The following is a 23,121-nucleotide window of genomic DNA, read 5'->3' as shown; positions in this document are numbered from 1 at the left end:
GTTAATGACTATTCAGAACAACGAGTTCGGGTACACAAGCTGCGTAATCGGCTAACATCACTTTGATGTACTCTGCCATCACCGTTAAAATCAAACTCGATTCGAACAAGCGCAGGGTTTCCTATGGCGCGCACAAAATATGAAATATCTTTACGGTCAACGTCGTTATCGCCATCAAAATCACCTAAAACACCGTAAACAGGATCAAATGGGAAATCGTCCATGTTATCTTCTACACCGTCATTATCATCATCGGTGTCTGCATTATTGCCCATGCCATCACCATCGGTATCAAGCCATTCAGAGGCATCTAAAGAGAATGTATCATCCTTATCTAATACACCGTCATTATCATCATCAGTATCAGCATTATTTCCTATACCATCACCATCGGTATCAAGCCATTCTGAAGCATCTAAATAGAAGGCATCATCCTTATCTAATACGCCGTCATTATCATCGTCTTTGTCGGCTTTATTGCCAATACCATCACCGTCATTATCAAATTTTTCATTAGGGTCTAATGGGAAGGCATCTAAGGTATCTTTACGACCATCGTTATCATCATCAGGATCAGCATTATTTCCGATGCCATCAAGATCGGTATCTACAGTTTCAGAGGCATCACGCGGAAAGGCATCAAGCGCATCGTCAGTACCATCATTGTCATCGTCTGGATCACAAACATCACCTAAACCATCTGAATCAGTATCAAGTTGATCTGCATTTGCAATAGCAGGACAATTATCAGATTCATCAGCAACTAAATCACCATCGGCATCAATAATTGCAATTTCACTTCGAGTCGGATCTAACGGAAAAGCATCTAAGGCATCTTCAACACCGTCATTATCATCATCGGTATCTGCATTATTACCTATACCATCACCATCGGTATCAAGCCATTCGGTTGCATCTAAATAGAAAGCATCATCCTTATCGAGAACACCATCATTATCATCGTCTTTGTCAGCTTTATTACCAATACCATCACCATCAGAATCAAACTTTTCTGTCGGGTCAAGTGGGAAGGCATCTACCGTATCTTTTCGACCGTCATTATCATCATCAGGATCTGCATTATTTCCAATACCATCGTTATCCGTATCGAGTGTTTCATCAGGGTTTTCTGGGAAAGCGTCATCTACATCTAATACACCATCGCCATCAGTATCTGTTGCATCAACTTGACAAAGATCGCCAACACCGTTGTTATCTGAATCTTTTTGCATCGGGTTAAAGGTCGACACACAATTATCCAAAACATCAGAAAATCCATCGCCATCTTGATCATCAAAAATTGGACACGACACCTCAGGCACAGGTAAGTCGGCTAAGCTACAGCCTCTTATTTTCATGCTATTTAAAGTGAAATTTTCACTGTGTAAAAATGCATCATTTAACCGCGTGATTGGACCATAATTAATTTCATAACAACCATTATCTTCACCGCCAATACAACCAGAGGCTACATTGGCAATATCGTTAATTACACCAATAGAACGACCTGAATACGATTCAAAATCTGGATAACGACAGCTAGTACGAATTTCATTTCTTTCTTCACAAGCAAAAAAGGGTAAATCTTTACCTTTAACTTGCGCTAACTCTCCACCTTGAACGGTTATACCGCCAATATAAGAGCGGCTATCAAAACTACCTAAATTGTCAACGGTACCCGGTTTATTATCTAAAAAACCTTTTGCAACACGCACGGCATAAGTAGAGTTAATTGCCGTAATACCTTCAACATCAATAATACCTTGATCAACTCTATGCGGCGAAGTAACCATGGCAGTATCGCCATTAACAATCTTAATATTACGACCTACAATGTCGTTAAGCGTGCCAATATTTACTAGGTTAACTTCTCTAACACCTGTTTCTAATCTTAGCGTTACACCGCCCTTACCTGCTAAGTTTTTAAAGAGCACCGTTCTACCTGTTTGCGTTTGCACCAACCCATAACCAACATGTGCATTCTCTATGCTGACATTTTTAACTATGCCATTGGTTGGTATATCAGCAATCTGTAAACTGTCAGGTAAATTCAATACAACGCCTGAAAATTTAGAATAAGTATCGTTAATTTTTATGCCTGATATTTTAAAGTTTTTTGCATCACTCACCTCAAAAACTTTAACACCGTTATAATCGCCTTTAGGTATATTCACGCTCAACCATTGACTACTATCTTCAGAGTCTTCAGCCGTAGTGGTAACCGCAACATTTTCTACATGTTGCTGGTTACCCATATGAAACATAATAATATTTTTACCTGTCGCACTTTCGTCCAAGAAAGGTAATAGCGTTGAATTAGATGTAAATGCTAAGTGCACATTAGATTTCAAGCGAATGTCTTTTAAGTAGTATTGACCGTCACTAATTTTTATAGTGCCACCACCATCAGCGGAAAGTTGCATAATTTGTTGATTCAGTAAATCACTGTCTAAAGCAGAGTTGTCTCCCGTTAAGGTAATAGGTAATTCATTGATAGGAATTAATGCTGGATTATAAAATCGATTTTCGTTGTCTGCTAACCTCTCGGCCTGGCAAGTCATACTTGCAAGTGCTGTCACCAATATTGCTATTTTTTTCATATTGAACCCTTCATTATAATAATTATGCTTTTAAGCTTATTTAGGTTTTTTAAATTTTGTAAATTTTGTTCCCTTGGTATAACTTACTATTTGCATTATTGGTTATTTATAACACAAGGTCAACCGCTTTCCCTTTTTAGTGTTTTCAGTAATATAAAATCAAATACATCAGAAACAAAATAAATTAAAAAATATAACAAAACAAAATAAAAACCATAAGACATTGATATAATTTAGGAATAAATATTTATACATAAGTGTAATAAACAGATAAACCAAAAGCAATTAAGTTTAACGATAAACCTAAATGGGTATTTAAAACATATATTAAAAATGATATATTGTTTAATTGAATTATGTTTTAAATGTTAAAAAGGCTTTTTTTATGGTGTGTTATATAAAAAATAATTATATATTTTTCTGTTTAGGGTTACTTTTTACCACTGTTGCCTGCACTAATAACTCCAATGTTGAAGTAGATAAAACCAGCCAAGTAATTAATGTGGTTTTATTAGCGGGGCAATCAAATATGGAAGGAGCTGGCAACTATGATGAGTTATCACAAGCGATTAAAAACAGAATCACCGCCACTAAGAACAGAGTTCAATATGCCTTAAGAGATGAAGAAGCGGGACCATTAACCTATAAAACATCTGATTATCATAAGAAAAAGTACGGTGCATATAAAACATTTGGACCTGAAATGCTAATAGGTTTAACACTTGCAGAGGCCTACCCTAATAAACGTTTTTTATTACTAAAAACGGCTTATGGTGGCACTTCGCTTTATGGTGCCTGGAACCCATATTGGACTAAAGCTAACGCAATAAAAGCAGAGAAAGGTTATAAAGAAAATTTACCTTTATTTTCCATGTTCAGTGAAAACATTAATAAACAACTTACCCTTTTAGATAATCAAAAGCAGCCTTATAAAATTATCGGTATGGTTTGGCTACAAGGTGAGAATGACGCATCGAAAGAGTTTTCAGCCATAGGTTATCAACAAAATCTAACGGATCTAATTAAAGAACTTCGACATAAATTTAATTTTAAACCTTTTGTTATAGGCCAAATAAATTCAACTTACGGTAAATTCAAGCAAGGACCTGAAATTGTACGAAATGCCATGCAAGTTATTGCTGATGAAGATGTAAACGTTGATATAGTTAATACCAGTATAAATTCTAATTGGTTAGATTATCCTAAACATGACAATGTTCACTACAACACTGAAGGCCAAGTTAGGCTAGGTAAAGAATTTGCTAAAATGTTAATGAAATTTAACTAAAAATTACTTAAATCTACTCTTTATATCGACTTATCTTGTTAATTTTGTTATATATCCAAATTAGTTAGATAAACCCCTAAATTTGCAAATATCAAAGGTTATTATGATCACAATAAAAGAGATAGCGAAAATTGCTAATGTATCACCTACGACAGTATCTCGAGTGATTAATGGTAAAGGAAAAGTAGGTAATAAATGTCGTAAACAAGTTCAGAAAATAATTGATGAAGTAGGCTATCGCCCTAACATTAATGCCCGTGCATTAGCGGGTCAAAAGACTGAACTTATGGGCATAGTTACGCCTAACTTTTCAAGTCCTTTTTATGGGAGTTTATCTACAGGCGTTTCAGATGCCGCCTTAAGTGAAAAATATAGAGTACTAATGAGTAACTCTAACGATAAAAACACCGTGTTCAATGCAATAGACTCTTTAAAAGAACTCGGCTGTGAGAATATAATTCTACACAATAAAATGTTACCGCAAAAAGAAATTTTAACCCTTGTTGAAGACACCCCAGGATTAGTTGTTATCAACCGTCATATCAGTGAAGTATCTTCACGTTGTGTCTGGTTAGACAATTCTTCTGCAGGACGCACTGCCGCAGAGTTTTTATATAATAAAGGACATAGAAAAATTGCTATCATCAATAGTGATAGAGGCATTTCTGATGCGTTCGATCGACTTTTTGGGATCACACATTTTTATGCTAGTAAAGGCATACAAATAAGTGCTGACTGCATTAAAGAAGGAATTCCATCATTAGACGGTGGGAAAAAATTGGCTAGAGAGTTAATTAATAGTAAAGCAGAATTTACCGCGCTTATTGCCTACAATGACATGATGGCTGTTGGGGCGATGAATGAATTACAAGATATGGGTATTAAGGTCCCTGAAGATGTATCAGTAATGGGTTTTGATGACGTGCTAATTGCATCCACAAGCAGACCAGGTCTGACGACAATGCACTACCCAATTTATGACATGGGACAATACGCCACTCAATTGTCCATACAATTAACTCATAATGATAAAAAGCCGGTAAATCAATCTCATCAATTTATGGCAACATTAGTTGAAAGAGATTCAGTAAAAGATATATCTTAATTACTCTTCTGTTGGTTATCATTGTCGAAATGATTGCTTGTGTAGTTAGGTAAAACCAAATTTACCTAACTAACTAATTAACTAATTAACTAATTAACTAATTAACTAATTAACTAATTAACTACCTACCGATTTATACTTTACGTTCATCTAAATCGTATTGCTTAGCAAGAATTAAACATATTAAGGCTGATAGAATAGTCCCTCCAGCTAATAATATTCTCATCCACATAATACTCGAATCTGTTTGAGCACTAGCTAATTCAGCATCAAAACCAATCCAGTTTAATGCTGCTCCTGAAAAAATAGCTGATATCGCTATAGTGATTTGTAAAGTCCACATTTGCACAGAAACAAATATACCTTCTCTTCTTAAATCATGCTTTTTTTCATCTGAGTCAATTAAGTCAGTGATCATAGAGGAAACAAGTACCCCTAATGAAGGCCAGACACTAACACATAACAATGCGTCTAAAATTAAAAACCATTCTTGGCCTGGCTGATAAATAAACCATTTCATGATTCCGCCAAAAACACCTAATGTATAAACCCAAATGAGTGTTTGTCGCTTGCCATATTTAGCAGATAACTTGGTTATCACCGCTACAGAAACAAATCCCATTACAGCATAACTACTAGATAATATGCCTTTTGAAATAGCACCTTGAGCTATATCACCATCGTTCATGTAATAAACTAACACATAATAATCAATATTTGCTGCTAAAGAGCCGAGCATAAACTGCGTTATAATGATCAATAATAATATACGCATATTCCGCATTTCGAGCACTGCTTTTATACTCGCCATAATTGAAATTGACTTATTCTTCTTTTGGCTTTTATAGCTTCGTTCTTTTATAAAAAGCCCAGGAAGCATGCCGAATAATCCGATACAAATAAGCGCTATTCCCCAGCCGACATACTTAATACCAATTACTACCCCGCCAAAAATACTGAGTTGTGCCAGTGGAAATAACCATTGATAGGTAATACCTCCAAATTTAAAGAAGTAAGCTACAAATGCTAGTATCGACGTTCTTTCCTGACTGTTTGTCGACGCTTCATAGGTTAAACACTTAAGTGGGATCACCCATAACGAATTAGCGAAATAAAATAGCGTAACCATGACTAAAAAATAGCTAACTTGTGTATTAATACTCCAAGACGTTGGGACCATCCAAATACAACCAAAACATACACAACTAAGCCAAGGAAACACCATTAAAAATGGTCTTCTGCGTCCATACCTAGAACGACATATATCTGAAAGATTGCCAATATAGGGTGCAAAAAAAATAACAACAATAGCAGGTAACTTTATGCCGAGGGCAAGCCACATGGGATCAACACCCAGCGTCATTTGATAATAAGGGGTGGCAAAAATACTCAAGCCCTGGTGAGAAAAGAATATAGCTAAAAAGCCAAAGCCTAAAATGATTCTTTGTTGAAGCTTTACTGATTTTTCTTGGACTGGCATAAGCTCATTCATAAATAAAAAAAGAGTGTGTGTGCAATTGATATAGATTAAATATAGCGAGGAATGGCAGAAATTTATATAAAATAAATTACTTAAGCTTAGAAACTTATAGATACTAGTTTATACCTGCTCGACATCAAGCTATCTATCGAGCGGGCAGTTATACAAAATCAGTTATAGGTTCGATTTGATAAGCACCAACTATTACAACGTTTAATAAGACCCTGTCATGAAATCTGTTACAGGGTCTTTATTTAAAATTAAATACTTTTTAAGTTGATCTCGGCCGCTACTAATCGATCTGAATAGGCTCTTATTTTAATAACCCCCTGCTCTTCTTCTTTACTTTTAATAATAAGCATCGCTTTACCATAAAAAGCTCTTCTATAGTCTGCTTTAAAAGGCTCAACCGTTGCAGAATCACCATTACCTACCCCTTCAATAACCGCTGCGCCTTCAACAGTAAAGATTACTTTATTGTCAGCATTGGGGCATAAATTTCCGTCTTTATCTTTGATTAAAACAGTAACATAAGATAAATCTTCACCATCTGCATTAATTTCATGACGATCGGGTACTAATTCTATCTGATATGGTAAACCTGCCGTTTTTATTTCTTTCTCAGCTACAGCTTCATCACCGTTGTACGCAATAACTTTAATGGCTCCTGGTTGATACTTCACATTCCACATCACTCTATATTTAGACTCAAAATGTGTCACTGATTTATCATGCTTTAATTTAACAGGTAACGTTACGGTATCAACACCTTTAACTTTTTTCCCCATAGATTTACCATTAACAAATAACTCAACAGATTCAGCATTGGTATAAGCAACAACAGGGATTTCTTCACCCATTTTATGTTCCCAATTCCAATGAGGCAATAAATGAACCATAGGTTTTTTAGTCCACTCACTTTGATATAAGTAAAATCTATCTTTAGGTAATCCAACTAAATCCACTGCACCAAAAGAAGAGCTTCTAGCAGGCCAATCACCATTCCAATAACCTTTATTGCTATGGTCTCTGCCGCCATACGGTGTTGGTTCACCTAAATAATCAAATCCTGTCCAGATATACTCTCCCATAACGGCAGGGTTATTCTTTAAGTTTTCAAATTCAATATCAGGGATATAAGCCCAAGGTGGGGTTATCACATCATAGCTAGAAACATACTTTGATTCGTGTTTTTTGTATTTTTCAATGGGTAGGTGATAAACGCCTCGAGTGCTCACAACAGAAGATGTTTCAGTACCTAATAGAATCCAATCTGGATGTTGCTTTTTAATTTCCGCATATTTATAAGCCTTGTAATTTAAACCAACAATATCGAGTTCGTCACCCAGCTTATTATCTAGAAAATCAGGGTACATACTTAAACCATTGGTCACTAAACGTGTAGGGTCTTCATCATGCATAATATCGGTTAAATGTTTTGTGATTACAGCACCGTCACTCTCCCTTTGCTCCATCACTTCATTACCTGAGCTCCACATGATTACAGAGGGATTATTGCGATGTTGAATGATCATATCGCGCAAATCACGCTCATGCCATTCATCGAAGTATTTTTGGTAGCCATTATCTATAGTTGGTTTTTGAATTTTCCACATATCAAACGCTTCAACTTGCAATAAAATACCCATCTTATCGGCTAACTCAACTAACTCAGGTGATGGTGGATTATGTGTAGTACGCACAGAGTTCGCGCCCATGTCCTGCATTATTTCAAATTTTCTCTCAATTGCACGCTTATTAACAACCGCACCTAAAGGGCCATTATCATGATGTAAGCTTACCCCTTGAATTTGAACTCGTCGCCAATTCAACCAAAAACCATCATCAGGCTTATACTCAATATGCCTAACACCTAGTGGAGTTGAGTAGATATCCACTGTTTTATTATTTTTGATAACGGCAGTGCTAATTTGGTATCTGTGGGGATTATTAACATCCCACAAAATAGGATTTGAAATTATAAATTCTTGCGCTAACTCAGTTGTTTTATTTGCTTTGATTTCATAGTTTTGCGATACTTTTTTAACTACATCACCCAATTCACTTTTTACGGTGTGAACTAAAGTAATAGAAACATCATCGCCTTTATTTACAACTTTAGTTTTTAAATTTACTTTTGCTTTATCTCTAGATACTTCAGGAGTTGAGACAAAAGTCCCCCACTTTGCTACATGAACTTGATCGTCAATTTCTATCCATGTATTTCGATAAATACCTGCGCCAGAGTACCAACGAGCGGCATTGTTTTCAGGAGCTACCTTTACCGCGATTAAATTATTATCCCCAATTGGATTTAAAAAGGGGGTTATGTCATAGGCAAATCCAATATAGCCAAAAGGACGCTTTCCGACAAAATGACCATTTATATAAACTTCAGAGTTATCCATTACCCCATCGAATGTAATTGTGACAAATTTATCTTGCGCAAATGTTGGTAAATTAAAAGATTTTCGATACCACGAAGTACCAAAAACAGGTAAGCCACCTGTACGTGCATTATATTTTGTATCAAAAGGACCAAATATTGCTAAGTCATGCGGTAATTTAATACCTTGCCAGTTGCTATCTTTAAAGCTTTCTTTTTCTGCGTCAGCTATTGCGCCTTTGGCAAACTTCCAACCATCATTAAAGCTCTGTTTAGTCGTTACATCTTGCACAGAAAGGCAATTAAATGAAAATAACAATAAAAGCGTAGCACTATACACCTTGTAAAACTTATATTCTTTTAACTTGTAGTTCATACCCATCTTTTGTTACCTAATTATATTTATCCTCAATAGAGGAAAACCTTACTATGAGTGAATAATGACACAAACAAATAAATAGGGAAACCGAAAAACCTCTTAAATTCTAAAAAAAACACCAATAAAGACCAGCTAATAAGGATATTAACAGTTGGGGCTTAAATTGAAAAACTCAACAAATAACAATATAAACCTTAAATAACAGAGATTTAATTTAATTATATGTTAAATCATATGATTTTAAATAAAACTAGATATTTTTTTAACTTTGTGCGATTATCAATCAAAGGAATGCGCTAAACCACCTTTAAGGTTAATCTGAAAAGTTGGATATATAAATCAGCTATAGTTAAACAATAAAAAGTAAAGTGGAATTAAGCTTGAACTTAAAATTCACGAGGGGAGATATGATATGAAATATATGAAGTTGAACGCCATTTCAATTTCAATCTTGGCATCTTTAGCTTTGCCTATCGCAAATGCTGCTGAGAATGAAGAGAAAAAAGAACCAAAAAGTGCAGTTGAAGTTATTGAAGTAACAGGGTTCAAAAGCAGTCTAAAAAAATCCATCAATGCAAAACGTTATTCTGACGGTGTCGTTGATTCCATTCATGCTGAAGATGTAGGTAAGTCAACAGATCAAAATATTGCCGATGCGCTATCGCGTGTTACCGGTGTTACGGTTCAAGAGCAAGATGGAGAAGGCACTAAAATATCAGTACGTGGTGCAGGCCCTGCTTTAAATCAAATATCAATGAATGGCATCGCATTAACCAGTGGTTTAAGCGGTAGTGGTGATGGTGCAGTTGCTGACCAAAGTGTTGACCTTAGTTCTTTTTCTTCTGATATTTTATCTTCTATTGATGTTCAAAAAACAGCTTCTGCTGACCAAGATGAAGGCTCACTTGGCGCAAATATAGTGTTGAGAACAGTTAGACCTTTATCTATCAAATCTCCTAAACGAACAGTGGAAGTACAAGGTCGTTATAATGATTACTCAGGTGAGTTTAATCGTAAAATTTCAGCAAGTTTCTCTGATAAATTTATGGACGACAACTTAGGTTTTATATTTACTATCGCTGATGAAACCCAAAGCACGCGCGTAGATGAATTCAAAATGGAATGGGATGATGAAGTTCATTCTGCTGCTGCTAATAAAGCACGCGACTCTAGAACTGGTGAATTAATAACCACAGAAACGGAATTTATAACCCCAGCAAGTGCTGAATATAAGTTAAATTCTAATAAACGTGATCGTTTATCAGCCACTGCTGGTATCCAATTTTTGCCAACAGAAACAACAGAAGTACAAATTGACTTAAATTATTCTAAACAAGATATTGATCTAGATAACCACAGATACAACATGCAGTTTGGTTTGACTGATCCAAACTTAGATACTGATCCACAAGAAGATTGGTGGACAATAAACCAAGAAACACATACCCAAGAAAAACGTTTAATGCGTCGTTCAAAAGGCCGTATTTATCGTCAATTAGATGGGCAGGAAGTTGAGAATAAGCTTGCTTCATTTAACATAAAACAAATAATAACAGATACACTAAGTGCTGACTTAACTATGGGCTACTCACGAACAACTAGTGGCTCTAAAGAAAATGCGAATATAGTACTTATTCCAAAAGGGAATACTCGAGATACCCCTTTAGTGTCTAACTCCCCTAATATTCCAAGTTTAGAGCCATCTGGTGTTGACTGTTCATCTGGTGTTTGTAATCTGGTTGTGGCCGAACAGCTTTCTTTTTATCAACCTGGCACAATTCAAGCGAATAACGCTTTAGCACCGAATACCACTAACCCACTTGACCCTTTCTTATTTAGTGTACAAAACGTTAGTCAAGACCTTGATAAAAACTCTGACACGAATAAATCAATTTTCTTAGATTTTGATTGGGATGTTGAATTTTTAGGGGTAAATAGAATAGAGTTTGGTGGTAAATACACCAATAGAGTAAAAGATGTTAGTTCATTAAGAACGATCATTACAGACGCAACAAGTTTACTTGACGATAACGGCGAAGAAATTAGTATTCCGGGTGGCCTTTCAAGTTTACGCATGGTTGATGTTTTAGGTGGTGGTGCATTTCCAGTAGATAATTTTATGGATGGCATTGTAAGCAACCGTCAAGACTTTCTAAATGGTTGGGGCGTAGTAGACCCATTCAAAGCTTTAGCTTATGCAAGTGGCGATGGACGTGACGTTCGTACAAAAGAAGATTCAACCGGTTCAAGAGTTATCGAACAAGATGTGAGTGCATTATATACAAAATTAAATTTTGAATATTTTGATGGTTTTATGACAGGTAATGTCGGCTTACGTTATGTAAAAACAAAAACAGCGGCAGAAGCGTATACCAAAATTAATTACCCAGGTAACGCCAATGTTTATGATGTTAGTGGTTTAATTTATAATCAACAACTTGCCAATACAAATTTGCCAGCTTGTACCTTAAGTACAAATGGCGGTGATAATCCACTTGATTACCCAAATGGCAATCAAAATGAATATCCAATCAATTTACCTGCTCCGGGTACCTGTTACGAAGCGTTATTTCTTTATGACTTCCATAAAAGTGATTTAGTTAATGGTATTTTACCTCCCGAGTTACAAGCATTTGGCAATCAGATATTAGATGTTGTATATGATGCACAAGGTAATGTAATTGGTATTAATAACAATAGTTCAAATTCTAACGGAAGAAATGGACGTTTTCCTAACAATGCCACAAATCCTATCAAAGCATGGGCTGATCGCTCTACTAACATTAACAATACTTTAAATGGACAACCTATAGGGACTGATGCTTCACAACGAAGTGTAATAAATCAAGACAGCGCAAGTAATAATGTTTTTTTGCCTAGTTTAAATTTAAACTTTGCACTTAGTGATGATCTAATCGGTCGTTTCTCTGCATCAAAAACTATGGCTAGGCCTGGATTTGACGATACTAGACCCAGTGGAAATATTAATGAAGATATTTTTAAAGTTAACGGTTCAGGACAAATAAACAACACAGCACTTAAACCTTTAGAATCAAAAAACTTAGATTTATCGCTTGAATGGTACTTCAATGAGTCTGGGTTGCTTTCTTTTGCTTATTTTCGTAAAGACATGAAAAACTTTACTGAAAGTATCGCTGAAACCTACCTTTGGAAGGATTTAAGAACAAACTATGATTTAGAAGGTGTAGAAAACTTAGACGATGTATTGCTCACACCAACACCGCTACTTGGGGACGATGGTGAACAAAAAGTTGACGAATTTACTGGCTTACCAATGTGGGAAGAGACCCCATATACAGAGTTAGCTGATGGCTCAACCTGTATGCCAGATCGTAGTTCACACTCTAACCTTTCTGAAGCTTGGACCTTTAATTGTCACACGCTAATTTTAGATGTTAAAAGAAATGGTAAAGGCGCATTAACTCAAGGTATAGAGTTTAATTACACCCAAGTTTATGACTTTCTCCCTGGCGCTCTTTCAGGTTTAGGTCTAAGCGTTAATTATACTTTTGCTGATTCTGAGTCTGACAAAGAAACCTCAGTAACAACCGGTAAAACTGTTAGCCCGTTACCACAACCCTACACACCTAGACATTCTGCCAACACCACCCTTTTTTGGGAAAAAGATGGCTTTATGATGCGTTTAGCACATCGTTACAATTCAATTCAACTGGTTAACAGAAACATTGCCGATGGCAATGCGGCAGAATGGTCAGATGCAACAAGCCGTTTAGATTTCAGTTCTAGCTATAAGTTAAATAAAACAATTTCTTTAACGTTCCAAGCATTGAATTTAACTGATGACACCAATCGTAACTTTTTAACCAGCACTGGCTTTGTAATAAATGGTGAAGTACTAGATGAAGGCAACGCTATGACGGACAACGTAAATACAAGTAGAACAACACAACTATTCAAAACTGGACGTCAGTTCAGACTTGGGATCCGTGGTTCTTTTTAGTCATACGCCAATACCCTTTATTATTTAGCGATGAAAATATATTTCTCACTAAAAATAAAGGGTAATAAAATTAAGTACCTGCTTTGTATAAGCAGTTAACGCAAAAAAATTTGGAGAAGTAAGATGAAGAATAACTTACTAAAAAAAGCTATTTTAGCATCCTTTGTTAGCACAGTTCTCGCTGGCTGCGGAGCTGACGAAGGTTTAAATTACAATCTTGATTCAAATGAAGCAGTAGAAATGCAAAGCCGCTCATTTACAATCAGTACAACTGAAACCGATAATGAAAATGATGAAAACCGTTATTTAATAGTAGAATTATTACAAGGTGTCAGCTCTAGAGGCGTTACCCTCACCGATGATTCTACCGGAATATTCATTCAAGATACTGCTGAATTATGGACTGTTACCCCTGCAGACCGTAATTTAAGCTTTGGCAGTAACGATTCACCTATTCTTTTAAATGACAATAAATTAGTTGTTGATACTTATTTATTTGACGAAGAAATTCGCAGTGGTGAAGCCGCTGTTTACACGCTTAGCTATTGGATAAATAATGGTTTTCAATTCGTCTGTGCAAACATGGCTCAACATCCTTTAAATTGTACAGATGAAGAAAAGCAGGCAAACCCAAATCGCCGTACTTTAACATTAGAAATAAATGCGCTACCCGACCCTATTGAATCGATTAGCTTAAGTGATTTTAATGTGCCATTAGATGACACAATTGTTGCGCCACTTGCTATTTTACCTAGCTATGCAGCAAGACAAGACTTGAGAACAGACTTTACTTGGTCTGTTCCAGATAGTAACGGCATAGCAAGTGTTGATGACAGTGGTATGTTAACCGGTTTAGCACTAGGTTCAACCACATTAACAGTAACGTCTGTTGAAATGCCTAGCTTAACTGAAACGGTAACTATCACAGTAACCAACCCACCAAAAAATGTCGCTAGCATTATGCTAAATACACTTAATGGAGCTAATGTTACAGGAACAGTTTCAGTGCCAACCTGTACATCATATAATTTTATTGTCACTCCAATTAAACAAGATGATGCACAACCTTTTAGTGGAGATTTTGTTTACAGCTACAACAGTACAGAAGCATCTAGCGTGGTTGATTATGTTTTAGATACTTTGGATGATACTACCAAACAGGCAAAGGCTTATTTCTCTCCTGTAAACGAAGGTAGTTCAGAAGCGGCTGAAGTATTATTAAATGGCTCTACACCGCCAAGCTCTGTTGATGTTGATATAAATACGCTTACAAATGCTATGTGCGCAGATGCTCCAATGATGAATGAAAACTTCAAAATGGCTGCTCCACAGCAAAATAGAGATATGTTTAAGAGTCTTAATGGTTTTGCGCGAAACGGTGCGGGCGCTGATGGTACTGTTGATGGAACAGGCGCATTCAACGTTATTGCAGGTATCGGTAAGCATGGTAGTGATGGAATACAGTTTACAGCTGATGCTGCAACAGGGACTAATGCAGTATTAGTTGCATACGATAAAAACCCAGCAAGAAATATTGGCAATATATCGTTAGCCGCAGGCGGTGATTTTAAAGTTTCTTTTTGGATTAAAAATAATAATGCAACTTCATTTAAAATTGAAAATGCTATTATGAAAAATACCACAAAAACCTTCTTACCTGAAAGTGGAGACTTCACTGATACATTATTAGACCAACAAGGTATTGATGCTATCGAGATAGCGGCAAATGCTGATTGGCAATTGGTTGAATTAGATGTTCTCGGTGTAGCTGCTTTTGGGGGTAATGACCGCGCGAAATGGGATATTATTTTTGTGCCAAGCGCAACTGACGGTAGCACTCCTATTGATGTTTATATTGATGATGTTTCAATTGCCCAATTAAATAATTGATACCGTGATGCGAAATAATATGTAAATTAAATAGAAGGATCTCACATTGAGATCCTTCTCTATTTAAAGCACATTATTTTAGAACTCTCTTTTAAATCTCGCTAAATAAGAATGATTTCTCATGTCAAATTTAACTAATTTAACTAATTTAAACAAAGTAAAAGTCTCCTCAATTCTAGCCATATCATTAAGCGTTCTTTGTGCTTGTTCAGCAGAAGTAGTGCAAGATAACCAACAAAAATCAACGGATAAACCTAACATTGTTATTTTTTATGTTGATGATTTAGGTTGGGGTGACTTAAGTAGCTATGGCGCTACACAGGTCAACACCCCTAATGTTGATGCCCTTGCTGCAAACGGTATTCGTTTTACAGATGCACATTCATCGTCAGCAACGTGTACGCCATCAAGATATTCATTATTAACAGGCGAACATGCCTTTAGAAAAAACGTAAAAATATTAAAAGGTGATGCTGCGATGGTCATCTCTCCTGAACAAAATACTTTACCTAAAATGTTAAAAAACAATGGCTATCAAACGGCGGTTGTTGGTAAATGGCATTTAGGGCTAGGTGATGGTAAAAAAGATATTGATTGGAATAGTAATGTGTTACCTGGGCCTTTAGAAATAGGCTTTGACTATAGCTTTTTACTACCGGCAACAGGCGATCGTGTTCCTACCGTGTACTTAGAAAATCATCAGGTACTAAATTTATCGAAGGATGATCCCCTTTATGTCAATTACCAAGAAAAAATAGGTAACCGCCCTACCGGCTACGAAAATAGAGAACTACTTCGCCAAAATGCCGATAGCCAACACGATAAAAGCATCATAAACGGTATTAGCAGAATAGGCTGGATGAAAGGTGGAAAATCAGCTGAGTGGGTTGATGAAGATTTCCCATTAGTGCTGACAGAGAGAGCTAATAACTTTATTAGTAACAACCAAGAAAAACCCTTTTTCTTATTTTTTTCATTCCACGATATTCATGTGCCAAGAGTACCCAATGAGAAATTTAAAGGTGCAACAAAAATGGGCGTACGTGGCGATGCCATTGTGCAAATGGACTGGATAACAGGTGAAGTTGTTAATCACCTTAAAGCACTCGATTTATTAGATAACACCCTGGTTATTTTTACCTCGGATAACGGCGCGGTGTTAACTGACGGTTATGATGATGATGCACTCAAACTCATTGGCGACCATAAAGCGAATGGTGTATACAATGGCGGAAAATATAGTGCTTTTGAAGGCGGTACTCGCGTGCCCTTAATTCTATATTATCCTAAGCAAGTTAAAGCTGGCGTAAGTGATTCATTGACCAGTCAAATTGATATTTATGCCTCTATTTCACAACTACTCAATATTGAATTAGGTAACGATGAAGCTATTGATAGCCAGAAAAAACTTAACGGTTTTTTCAACGCTAACGAAGAAGCCCGTGATGTGTTAATTGAAGAAACCCCTTTTACCTTAGCCATTAGAGAAAATAACTGGAAATACATTCGCCCAGCGAATCGTGTGCCTAAATTTATTAAAACCAAAAAGAATATAAACAGCGGTACCTCTACAGGTGTTCAACTATACAACTTAGACATTGATCCTAGTGAACAAAGCAATATAGCTCACAAACACCCTGACATTGTCGCCAGATTAGAACAAAAGATGGTAAATATTGAAAACCAAAGTAAACGAGTTAATGATCTTTAAGCAGCATAACCATTATAACCAAGTAATTTGGTTATGATGATTTAAGGAAGAATAGAAATGAAAACTAAAAAAAATATACTACAGCGTTTAGCAAAGACTAGTGCTTTATTGATCTGTACAACAATCACATTAAGTGCTTTAACCGCATGTAACTTTGCCGGTAACTATGCCGATAATAATGCCAGTAAGCCAATGAATGAAACTACCGTTGAAAAAAAGGCTATAACTCAGCAAGCCGTAAATAAAGCAGGTAAACCTAATGTTATTTGGGTTGTACTAGAAGACATTAGTTTAGATCTTGGCGCTTACGGCCACCCATTAGTTAAAACCCCTAATTTAGACAAAATTGCTAAGGAAGGCATGCGCTTTAATAATGCCTTTGCCACCTCGTCTGTTTGTTCTACCACTCGTTCAGCATTTTTTACTGGCATGCACCCTACTTCGATAGGTGCTCATCATCACCGTAGTCATTTAACCGATAACTATCAATTACCAGAGCAGGTAAAGATGTTGTCCGAATATACGCGCGAAGCGGGATATTTCAATTTATTGATGGGACCTAAACAAAAAACTGATTTTAATTTTGCTACTCGTGTAGAGCCGTTTGATGCAATGGATGGTGAAATACAATATTCAGGCGGTGCTTATACCCATGGCCCTGTTAAAGAAAGTATTTTAAATAAACCTGCTTGGCAAAAATATTTAAAACAGGGAGAAGGTAAACCGTTTTTTGCTCAAATTAATTACAGCGAAACACACCGTACTTTTATTAACGATGTTGAAGACCCAATAGATGTATCATTAGTTAAGCCACCAAGTTATTACCCTGACCACGATATAGTAAAACGTGATTGGGCGCTTTATCTTGAAACCGTTCAACATGTTGATAAAAAAATAGGCGTCCTTTTCAACGAACTTGAACAAGCAGGTGCATTAGAGAATACCATAGTATTTATATTTGGTGATCACGGTCGCGCAATGCTAAGAGATAAACAATGGCTATACGATGGTGGTATTCAAGTACCATTAATTGCTTGGGGTAAAGGCATTGAAGCCAACACAGTAAATAATGACTTAGTCAGTTTAATTGACTTAGCACCAACCAGCTTGTCTTTAATTGGCGAACCTGTTCCAGCCTATATGGATGGCAAAGTAATTTTAGGTAAAGATAAAATTACTAGAGAATACATTTATGCACAACGAGACCGCTGTGATGAAACAGATGACCGTATAAGAGCCGTTCGAGATACACAGTTTAAATACATCAAAAACTTCAAGCCTGAACAGCCGTATACGCAATTTAATGCCTATAAAAAGCTTAACTACCCTGTATTGACCTTAATGCAGAAAATGCACGACGCAGGTGAGCTATCGCCAATGCAAGATCAGTTTTTTGCTAAAACACGCCCTATTGAAGAGCTTTACGATATTAAAAACGATCCTGAAGAAACGACTAACTTAGCTGCAAATCCTAAATACCAATCAAACTTACTTCGAATGAGAGCCGAGCTTGAGAGATGGCAATTAGAAACTAAAGATCTAGGTATGATAGATGAAGATCCTAAAGTAATCGCTTATTGGGACGAATTTTTTGAAAAACACTACACAACACAAATGGCACTTCGTGGCTTATCAACCGGCATAAGTAACGAAGATTATTTAATTTGGTGGGATAACTACCTTACTTCACTTGAAGTAGCTAAAAATTAGTTCTTAACTTATTTCTGACATTTTTTTACTTAGATAAAGGCTATAAATGCAAAAAACCCGCTAACTCTTACGAATTAGCGGGCTTCTCTTAATGTGTCGGTTAACTTCAAGGATGAAGTTATGTGGTTTTACAGGGATGTAATAAAAACCTGGAGATAGAGATTTGAGCTCTACTCGAAGGATTAGCGCTAAAATTCCACTTTATAAACCCAAAAAAGCAAAAAGGCGCTAATCTTTCGATTAGCGCCTTTTCTTAATGTGGCGGTGAGATAGAGATTTTAACTCTACTCGAAGGATTAGCGCTACAAACCCTTTTTATAAAACTAAACACTGAGATAGCAAAAAACCCGTTAACTCTTTCGAATTAACGGGCTTCTCTATAATGTGGCGGTGAGATAGAGATTTGAACTCTAGAAGGGCTACAAACCCTTGCCGGTTTTCAAGACCGACACCTACATCTTTAAATTCAATGAGTTAGTGATTTTATTCCGAATAACAAGCGGCTTTTCAGGCCAATATAACCGTAATAAGCTTGATTAATATTCGGAAAAGATTTCAATTATATTTAGAGTCTTTATTAGCATTACGAAAATATATTAGTACCTATTTCTTATGCTAAAAGCTAGTCTGTAACCAAAGGCATACGTCAACTATATTTTCAGGCGATAAAGGTTATTTATCGTCATCATTAAAGAATAGTTTACACCATGATTAAGAGATTACATCGGCCCCCCACTTTACGGCTGTAAATATCTTCTATCCTTTACCGGTAATAGTCTTTATCTATAAACTTTCTGAGCAGGTAAATCCCACCACGACAAAACTTGATTATGATAATGACTAAAATTAAGGAAGATTCAAATGAAAGAAAAAGTTTAATTATTTGAACTCTATGTTTTTTGGTTAAAAATAGTCAATAAAAAGCACTTATTACTCAATTATAAAACCTAAGAGGTATTTTGGGTCGAATTATTCTATTAATAATGATGGTTCTAGTATCGATATAAAGTTCTGGTTTTAGTTTCACTTCAATTTAACTTGAATTATAAAACCAGACTTATTGAATTAACTACTCATGTCCTTATTCTAATATCCCCTTACCTGTTGCTGCCCAATATATCCCACCGTATAAATGTTGTTTAAAAATAGGATTACTATGTACTGAGTTTATGTGTCCTAAAGCCGTATAGAATGAACGTCCACCATCAAAATTTTGATACCAAGCAATAGGATGAAACTCTCCCATGCCATTGCCTGTTCTACCATTTCCCCAATCAGAGTGAGTGCTGTAACTGTTCTCATCAACCGTTAGAAGGTAGTTTAAATTTTTGCTGTTTTCATCGCCAAAATCGTACCATTCATCTGTCCATAAAATATTATTAGGTACTTGGTTCATCCCAGGGAATGTAGTGTTAACCACTTGCATTCTTGCCGTTTGAACTTCAGGGTGAATGACAAAAGTTCTGCCGACTAATTTATGAAACCAAGGCCACTCGTATTCAGTATCTGAAGCGCTATGAATCCCCACAAAACCTTTTCCTGATTGTATGAAACGTTTAAAAGCCGCTTGTTGCTCTTCGTTAAGTACATCACCTGTGGTCATCATAAATATAACTACATCTATATCAGCTAAAAATTTATCATTAAAGTACGATGCTTCTTCATGCCAAACCATATTAAAGTGATGTTCTTTAGCGAGTGCTTCAATATTGGCGACACCTGCAGGTATTGCTTTATGGTGCCAGCCACTAGTTTTAGTAAAAAGCAATACGTTAAATTGTTGAGCCACTGTTACAGCACAAAACAGGCTCACAAACATAAAGACGAGTATTCGACATTGAGCTTTTCTCGTACTTGTTTTCATATTTTTTAGTACCTTATACTTTCTTATTTAATAAATGATGATATAGTTAATTTGACAATAACATAGCTTTTAAATCAAGTCATTGTTAATAATTAAATATATATTTTAAAGATTTTAGGTTAACGATTATTTGAGTTAACTATTGAAATTCTATTTATTTCAACAGAGGAGATGGGGATGCAAGGTGAAAAATTACGTTGGGGAATTATCAGTACAGGCAACATAGCCAATGATTTTTGCGCTGACATGACTTTTGTTGATAACGGTGAGCTTGTTGCTGTAGGTTCAAGAAATATAGAAAACGCACATGCTTTTGCCGACAAGTTTAATATTACTAATGCCTACGGCGATTACCAATCTGTTTATGATGATCGCAATGTCGATATTATTTATGTAGCAACGCCGCATAATTTTCATTTTGAGAATGTACGTGACGCATTAATGGCAGGTAAACACGTTGTGTGTGAAAAACCAATTACCATTAGCAGTGAAGAAAGCCAGCAACTATTTGATTTAGCAAAGCAAAAACAACTATTTTTGATGGAAGCTATGTGGACATATTTTTTACCTGCCATTATTAAAGCACAACAGTGGGTAGCACAAGGACGCATTGGTAAAGTTAAACAGATCAAAGCTGACTTTGGTTATCCAATGCCTTATCAACTTGAGTCGCGTGTCTATAGAGAAGATTTAGCTGGCGGTTGTTTGTTAGATATGGGGATTTATCCTTTAGCTATTTCGACCTTATTTACAGACGCTGAGCTAGATAATTTTTATGTTAAACCACAGTTTGCACCGAATGGCGTTGAAGATGATTTAGCGATATTAGCAACTGCGGGTGATGTTCATCTTACGTTAGGTACATCGTTCCAATGTAAACTACATAATTGGGCAATTATTATTGGCGAAAAAGGTTCGGTAGTTATTCCTGATTTTTGGCGTGCTAAAAGTTGTGAGCTCTATCATTCAGACGATTTAGTTGAGAGCTTCCAAGATAACCGACAAAGTATCGGCTTAAATTACGAAGCACAAGCAGCGGGTGAAGCAGTTTTAGCTCATAAGTTAGAACATCCAAATATGCCTCATGCGGTTAGCCAACAATTACAAAAACAAATGGAAGCTATAAGAAGTACATATAAAAAACACTAATAAACAGATCATAAAAATAAACTGGCGCTATCAGCCACTAATAACAATTAAAAAAGTATAAAAAAGATCGATTAACGATCGGGGGGATTAAAATGTTAAACAGTAATCAAACGGATAACGGCGCACAAGGCGTTGTCAGTGAAGAACTTACCATGAAAGAAAATAAGTTATTTATCTTCTTAATTTGTGTTGTTGCAACCATAGGTGGTTTTCTATTTGGTTTCGACAGTGGTGTAATTAACGGTACAGTTGACGGCTTAAGGCTTGCCTTTAATTCAGATAGCGTAGGTACAGGTTTTAACGTAGCTAGCATGTTGCTTGGTTGCGCTATAGGTGCTTTTGTTGCTGGTAGTTTAGCCGATAAACTAGGTCGTAAAACTATACTGATTATTACAGCTGTCTTATTTATCGTAAGTGCATATGGTTCAGGTGTTTCAATTAGCTCTTTCGAGTTTGTTATTTACCGCATTATTGGTGGTTTTTCTGTTGGTGCGGCATCTGTTTTAGCGCCTGCTTATATCAGTGAAATTGCACCTGCTAAGTATCGTGGTACGTTAGCAACTATTCAGCAAGTCGCTATTATTTCTGGTTTGTTTTCAGCATTTGTTAGTAACTATTATTTAGCTGATATAGCGGGTATTTCAACAGCAGTTTTATGGATGGATTTTGAAGCTTGGCGTTGGATGTTTTGGATAGAATTATTACCTGCTTTAGTATTTTTGATCGCTTTATTATTCATACCTGAAAGCCCTAGATTTTTAGTATTAAAACAACGTGAAGATCAAGCCCTAGCCGTACTTAAACGTTTATATGGTGCGGAGTATGCACAAAGTAAACTTAGCGAAATTCAAGCGTCATTCAATCAACATAATCATCAACCAACTTTTAAAGACTTATTAAATAAAAAAACCGGTGAAGTTCGCAAAGTCGTTTGGGTAGGTATTGGTTTAGCCACATTACAGCAGCTAGTAGGTATTAACATTGTATTTTATTATGGTGCGATACTTTGGCAAGCCGTTGGTTTTTCAGAATCAGACGCCCTACTTATTAACATCTTAAGCGGTGGTGTAAGTATTGCCGCATGTTTTGTCACTATGTATTACATAGACAAAATAGGCAGAAAACCTTTACTACTTATCGGCTCAATCGGGATGACAATTACGCTAGCTACTTTAGTTGCTTCTTTCATGACAGCTGATGTAGATGCATCAGGTAACTTAATTTTAGGCTCTATGGGTGTTGTTGCATTGATTTCAGCAAACGCTTATGTGTTCTTTTTTAACCTTTCATGGGGCCCGGTAATGTGGGTGTTGCTTGGTGAAATGTTCCCTAACCAAATACGAGGATTAGGTTTAGCGGTAAGTGGCTTTACTCAGTGGACAGCCAACTTCGCTGTTACCATGATGTTTCCTATCATGCTTGGTTCAATTGGCTTAGCAGCAGCGTATAGCTTTTATGCTCTGTTTGCCGGCCTTTCAATAATCTTCGTTCTTAAATTTGTGAACGAAACCAAAGGTAAAGAGCTAGAACAAATGGATGGTTTGTAACCTATTTATTTAGCTTTACCACCCTATTAA

At 36.2% G+C, this 23,121-nt stretch carries 12 protein-coding genes; 8 read left to right on the top strand and 4 right to left on the bottom strand.

Features of this window, described 5'->3' with window-relative positions; genetic code table 11:
- Positions 1 to 8 precede the first annotated feature (8 nt).
- Positions 9 to 2,600, bottom strand: a complete 2,592-nt coding sequence (locus A3Q33_RS17895; RefSeq protein ID WP_231295722.1) for a thrombospondin type 3 repeat-containing protein — start codon at positions 2,598 to 2,600, stop codon at positions 9 to 11.
- A gap of 385 nt (positions 2,601 to 2,985) precedes the next feature.
- Between A3Q33_RS17895 and A3Q33_RS17890 the strand changes: the two genes are divergently transcribed.
- Together A3Q33_RS17890 and A3Q33_RS17885 are read left to right on the top strand one after the other, a co-directional pair.
- Entirely contained in the window at positions 2,986 to 3,888 is a 903-nt protein-coding gene (locus A3Q33_RS17890; protein ID WP_081181137.1) for a sialate O-acetylesterase, read from the top strand.
- Positions 3,889 to 3,991: 103 nt separating this feature from the next.
- Entirely contained in the window at positions 3,992 to 4,993 is a 1,002-nt protein-coding gene (locus A3Q33_RS17885; protein WP_081181136.1) for a LacI family DNA-binding transcriptional regulator, read from the top strand.
- Positions 4,994 to 5,126: 133 nt separating this feature from the next.
- Here the strand turns inward: A3Q33_RS17885 and A3Q33_RS17880 are convergent, their stop codons facing one another.
- Both A3Q33_RS17880 and A3Q33_RS17875 read right to left on the bottom strand, forming a co-directional pair.
- Positions 5,127 to 6,473, bottom strand: a complete 1,347-nt coding sequence (locus A3Q33_RS17880; protein WP_196797998.1) for an MFS transporter — start codon at positions 6,471 to 6,473, stop codon at positions 5,127 to 5,129.
- A 260-nt stretch (positions 6,474 to 6,733) separates the two neighbouring features.
- Positions 6,734 to 9,235: a glycoside hydrolase family 2 TIM barrel-domain containing protein gene (locus A3Q33_RS17875; RefSeq protein ID WP_155866803.1), complete on the bottom strand. Its 2,502-nt coding sequence runs from the start codon at positions 9,233 to 9,235 to the stop codon at positions 6,734 to 6,736.
- A 415-nt stretch (positions 9,236 to 9,650) separates the two neighbouring features.
- Here A3Q33_RS17875 and A3Q33_RS17870 point away from each other — a divergent pair, with 415 nt between their 5' ends.
- The 4 genes from A3Q33_RS17870 to A3Q33_RS17855 all read left to right on the top strand — a co-directional run bounded on the left by A3Q33_RS17870 (position 9,651) and on the right by A3Q33_RS17855 (position 18,531).
- Positions 9,651 to 13,220, top strand: a complete 3,570-nt coding sequence (locus A3Q33_RS17870) for a TonB-dependent receptor (RefSeq protein WP_081181133.1) — start codon at positions 9,651 to 9,653, stop codon at positions 13,218 to 13,220.
- A 123-nt stretch (positions 13,221 to 13,343) separates the two neighbouring features.
- Positions 13,344 to 15,110 (top strand): Ig-like domain-containing protein, encoded by a 1,767-nt coding sequence (locus tag A3Q33_RS17865; RefSeq protein ID WP_081181132.1) that lies wholly within the window; start codon positions 13,344 to 13,346, stop codon positions 15,108 to 15,110.
- 121 nt (positions 15,111 to 15,231) lie between these two features.
- Complete coding sequence (locus A3Q33_RS17860; RefSeq protein ID WP_081181131.1) at positions 15,232 to 16,821, top strand: sulfatase family protein; 1,590 nt, start codon at positions 15,232 to 15,234, stop codon at positions 16,819 to 16,821.
- 57 nt (positions 16,822 to 16,878) lie between these two features.
- The gene (locus A3Q33_RS17855) at positions 16,879 to 18,531 is read left to right on the top strand and encodes a sulfatase family protein (protein WP_196797997.1); all 1,653 of its coding nucleotides are present in this window, start codon (positions 16,879 to 16,881) and stop codon (positions 18,529 to 18,531) included.
- Between the two features lie 1,081 nt (positions 18,532 to 19,612).
- On the opposite strand, the gene A3Q33_RS17850 is transcribed toward A3Q33_RS17855, so the two are convergent.
- Positions 19,613 to 20,395: a ThuA domain-containing protein gene (locus A3Q33_RS17850; protein WP_081181130.1), complete on the bottom strand. Its 783-nt coding sequence runs from the start codon at positions 20,393 to 20,395 to the stop codon at positions 19,613 to 19,615.
- A 177-nt stretch (positions 20,396 to 20,572) separates the two neighbouring features.
- Between A3Q33_RS17850 and A3Q33_RS17845 the strand changes: the two genes are divergently transcribed.
- Positions 20,573 to 21,544: a Gfo/Idh/MocA family protein gene (locus A3Q33_RS17845; RefSeq protein ID WP_081181129.1), complete on the top strand. Its 972-nt coding sequence runs from the start codon at positions 20,573 to 20,575 to the stop codon at positions 21,542 to 21,544.
- A 152-nt stretch (positions 21,545 to 21,696) separates the two neighbouring features.
- On the top strand, positions 21,697 to 23,091 hold the full coding sequence (locus tag A3Q33_RS17840; protein WP_231295868.1) for a sugar porter family MFS transporter: 1,395 nt from the start codon (positions 21,697 to 21,699) through the stop codon (positions 23,089 to 23,091).
- The last annotated feature ends 30 nt before the right edge of the window (positions 23,092 to 23,121 follow it).

Source organism: Colwellia sp. PAMC 21821, assembly GCF_002077175.1.
Classification (GTDB): domain Bacteria; phylum Pseudomonadota; class Gammaproteobacteria; order Enterobacterales; family Alteromonadaceae; genus Cognaticolwellia.
This window is presented reverse-complemented; position numbering and strand designations above follow the sequence as displayed.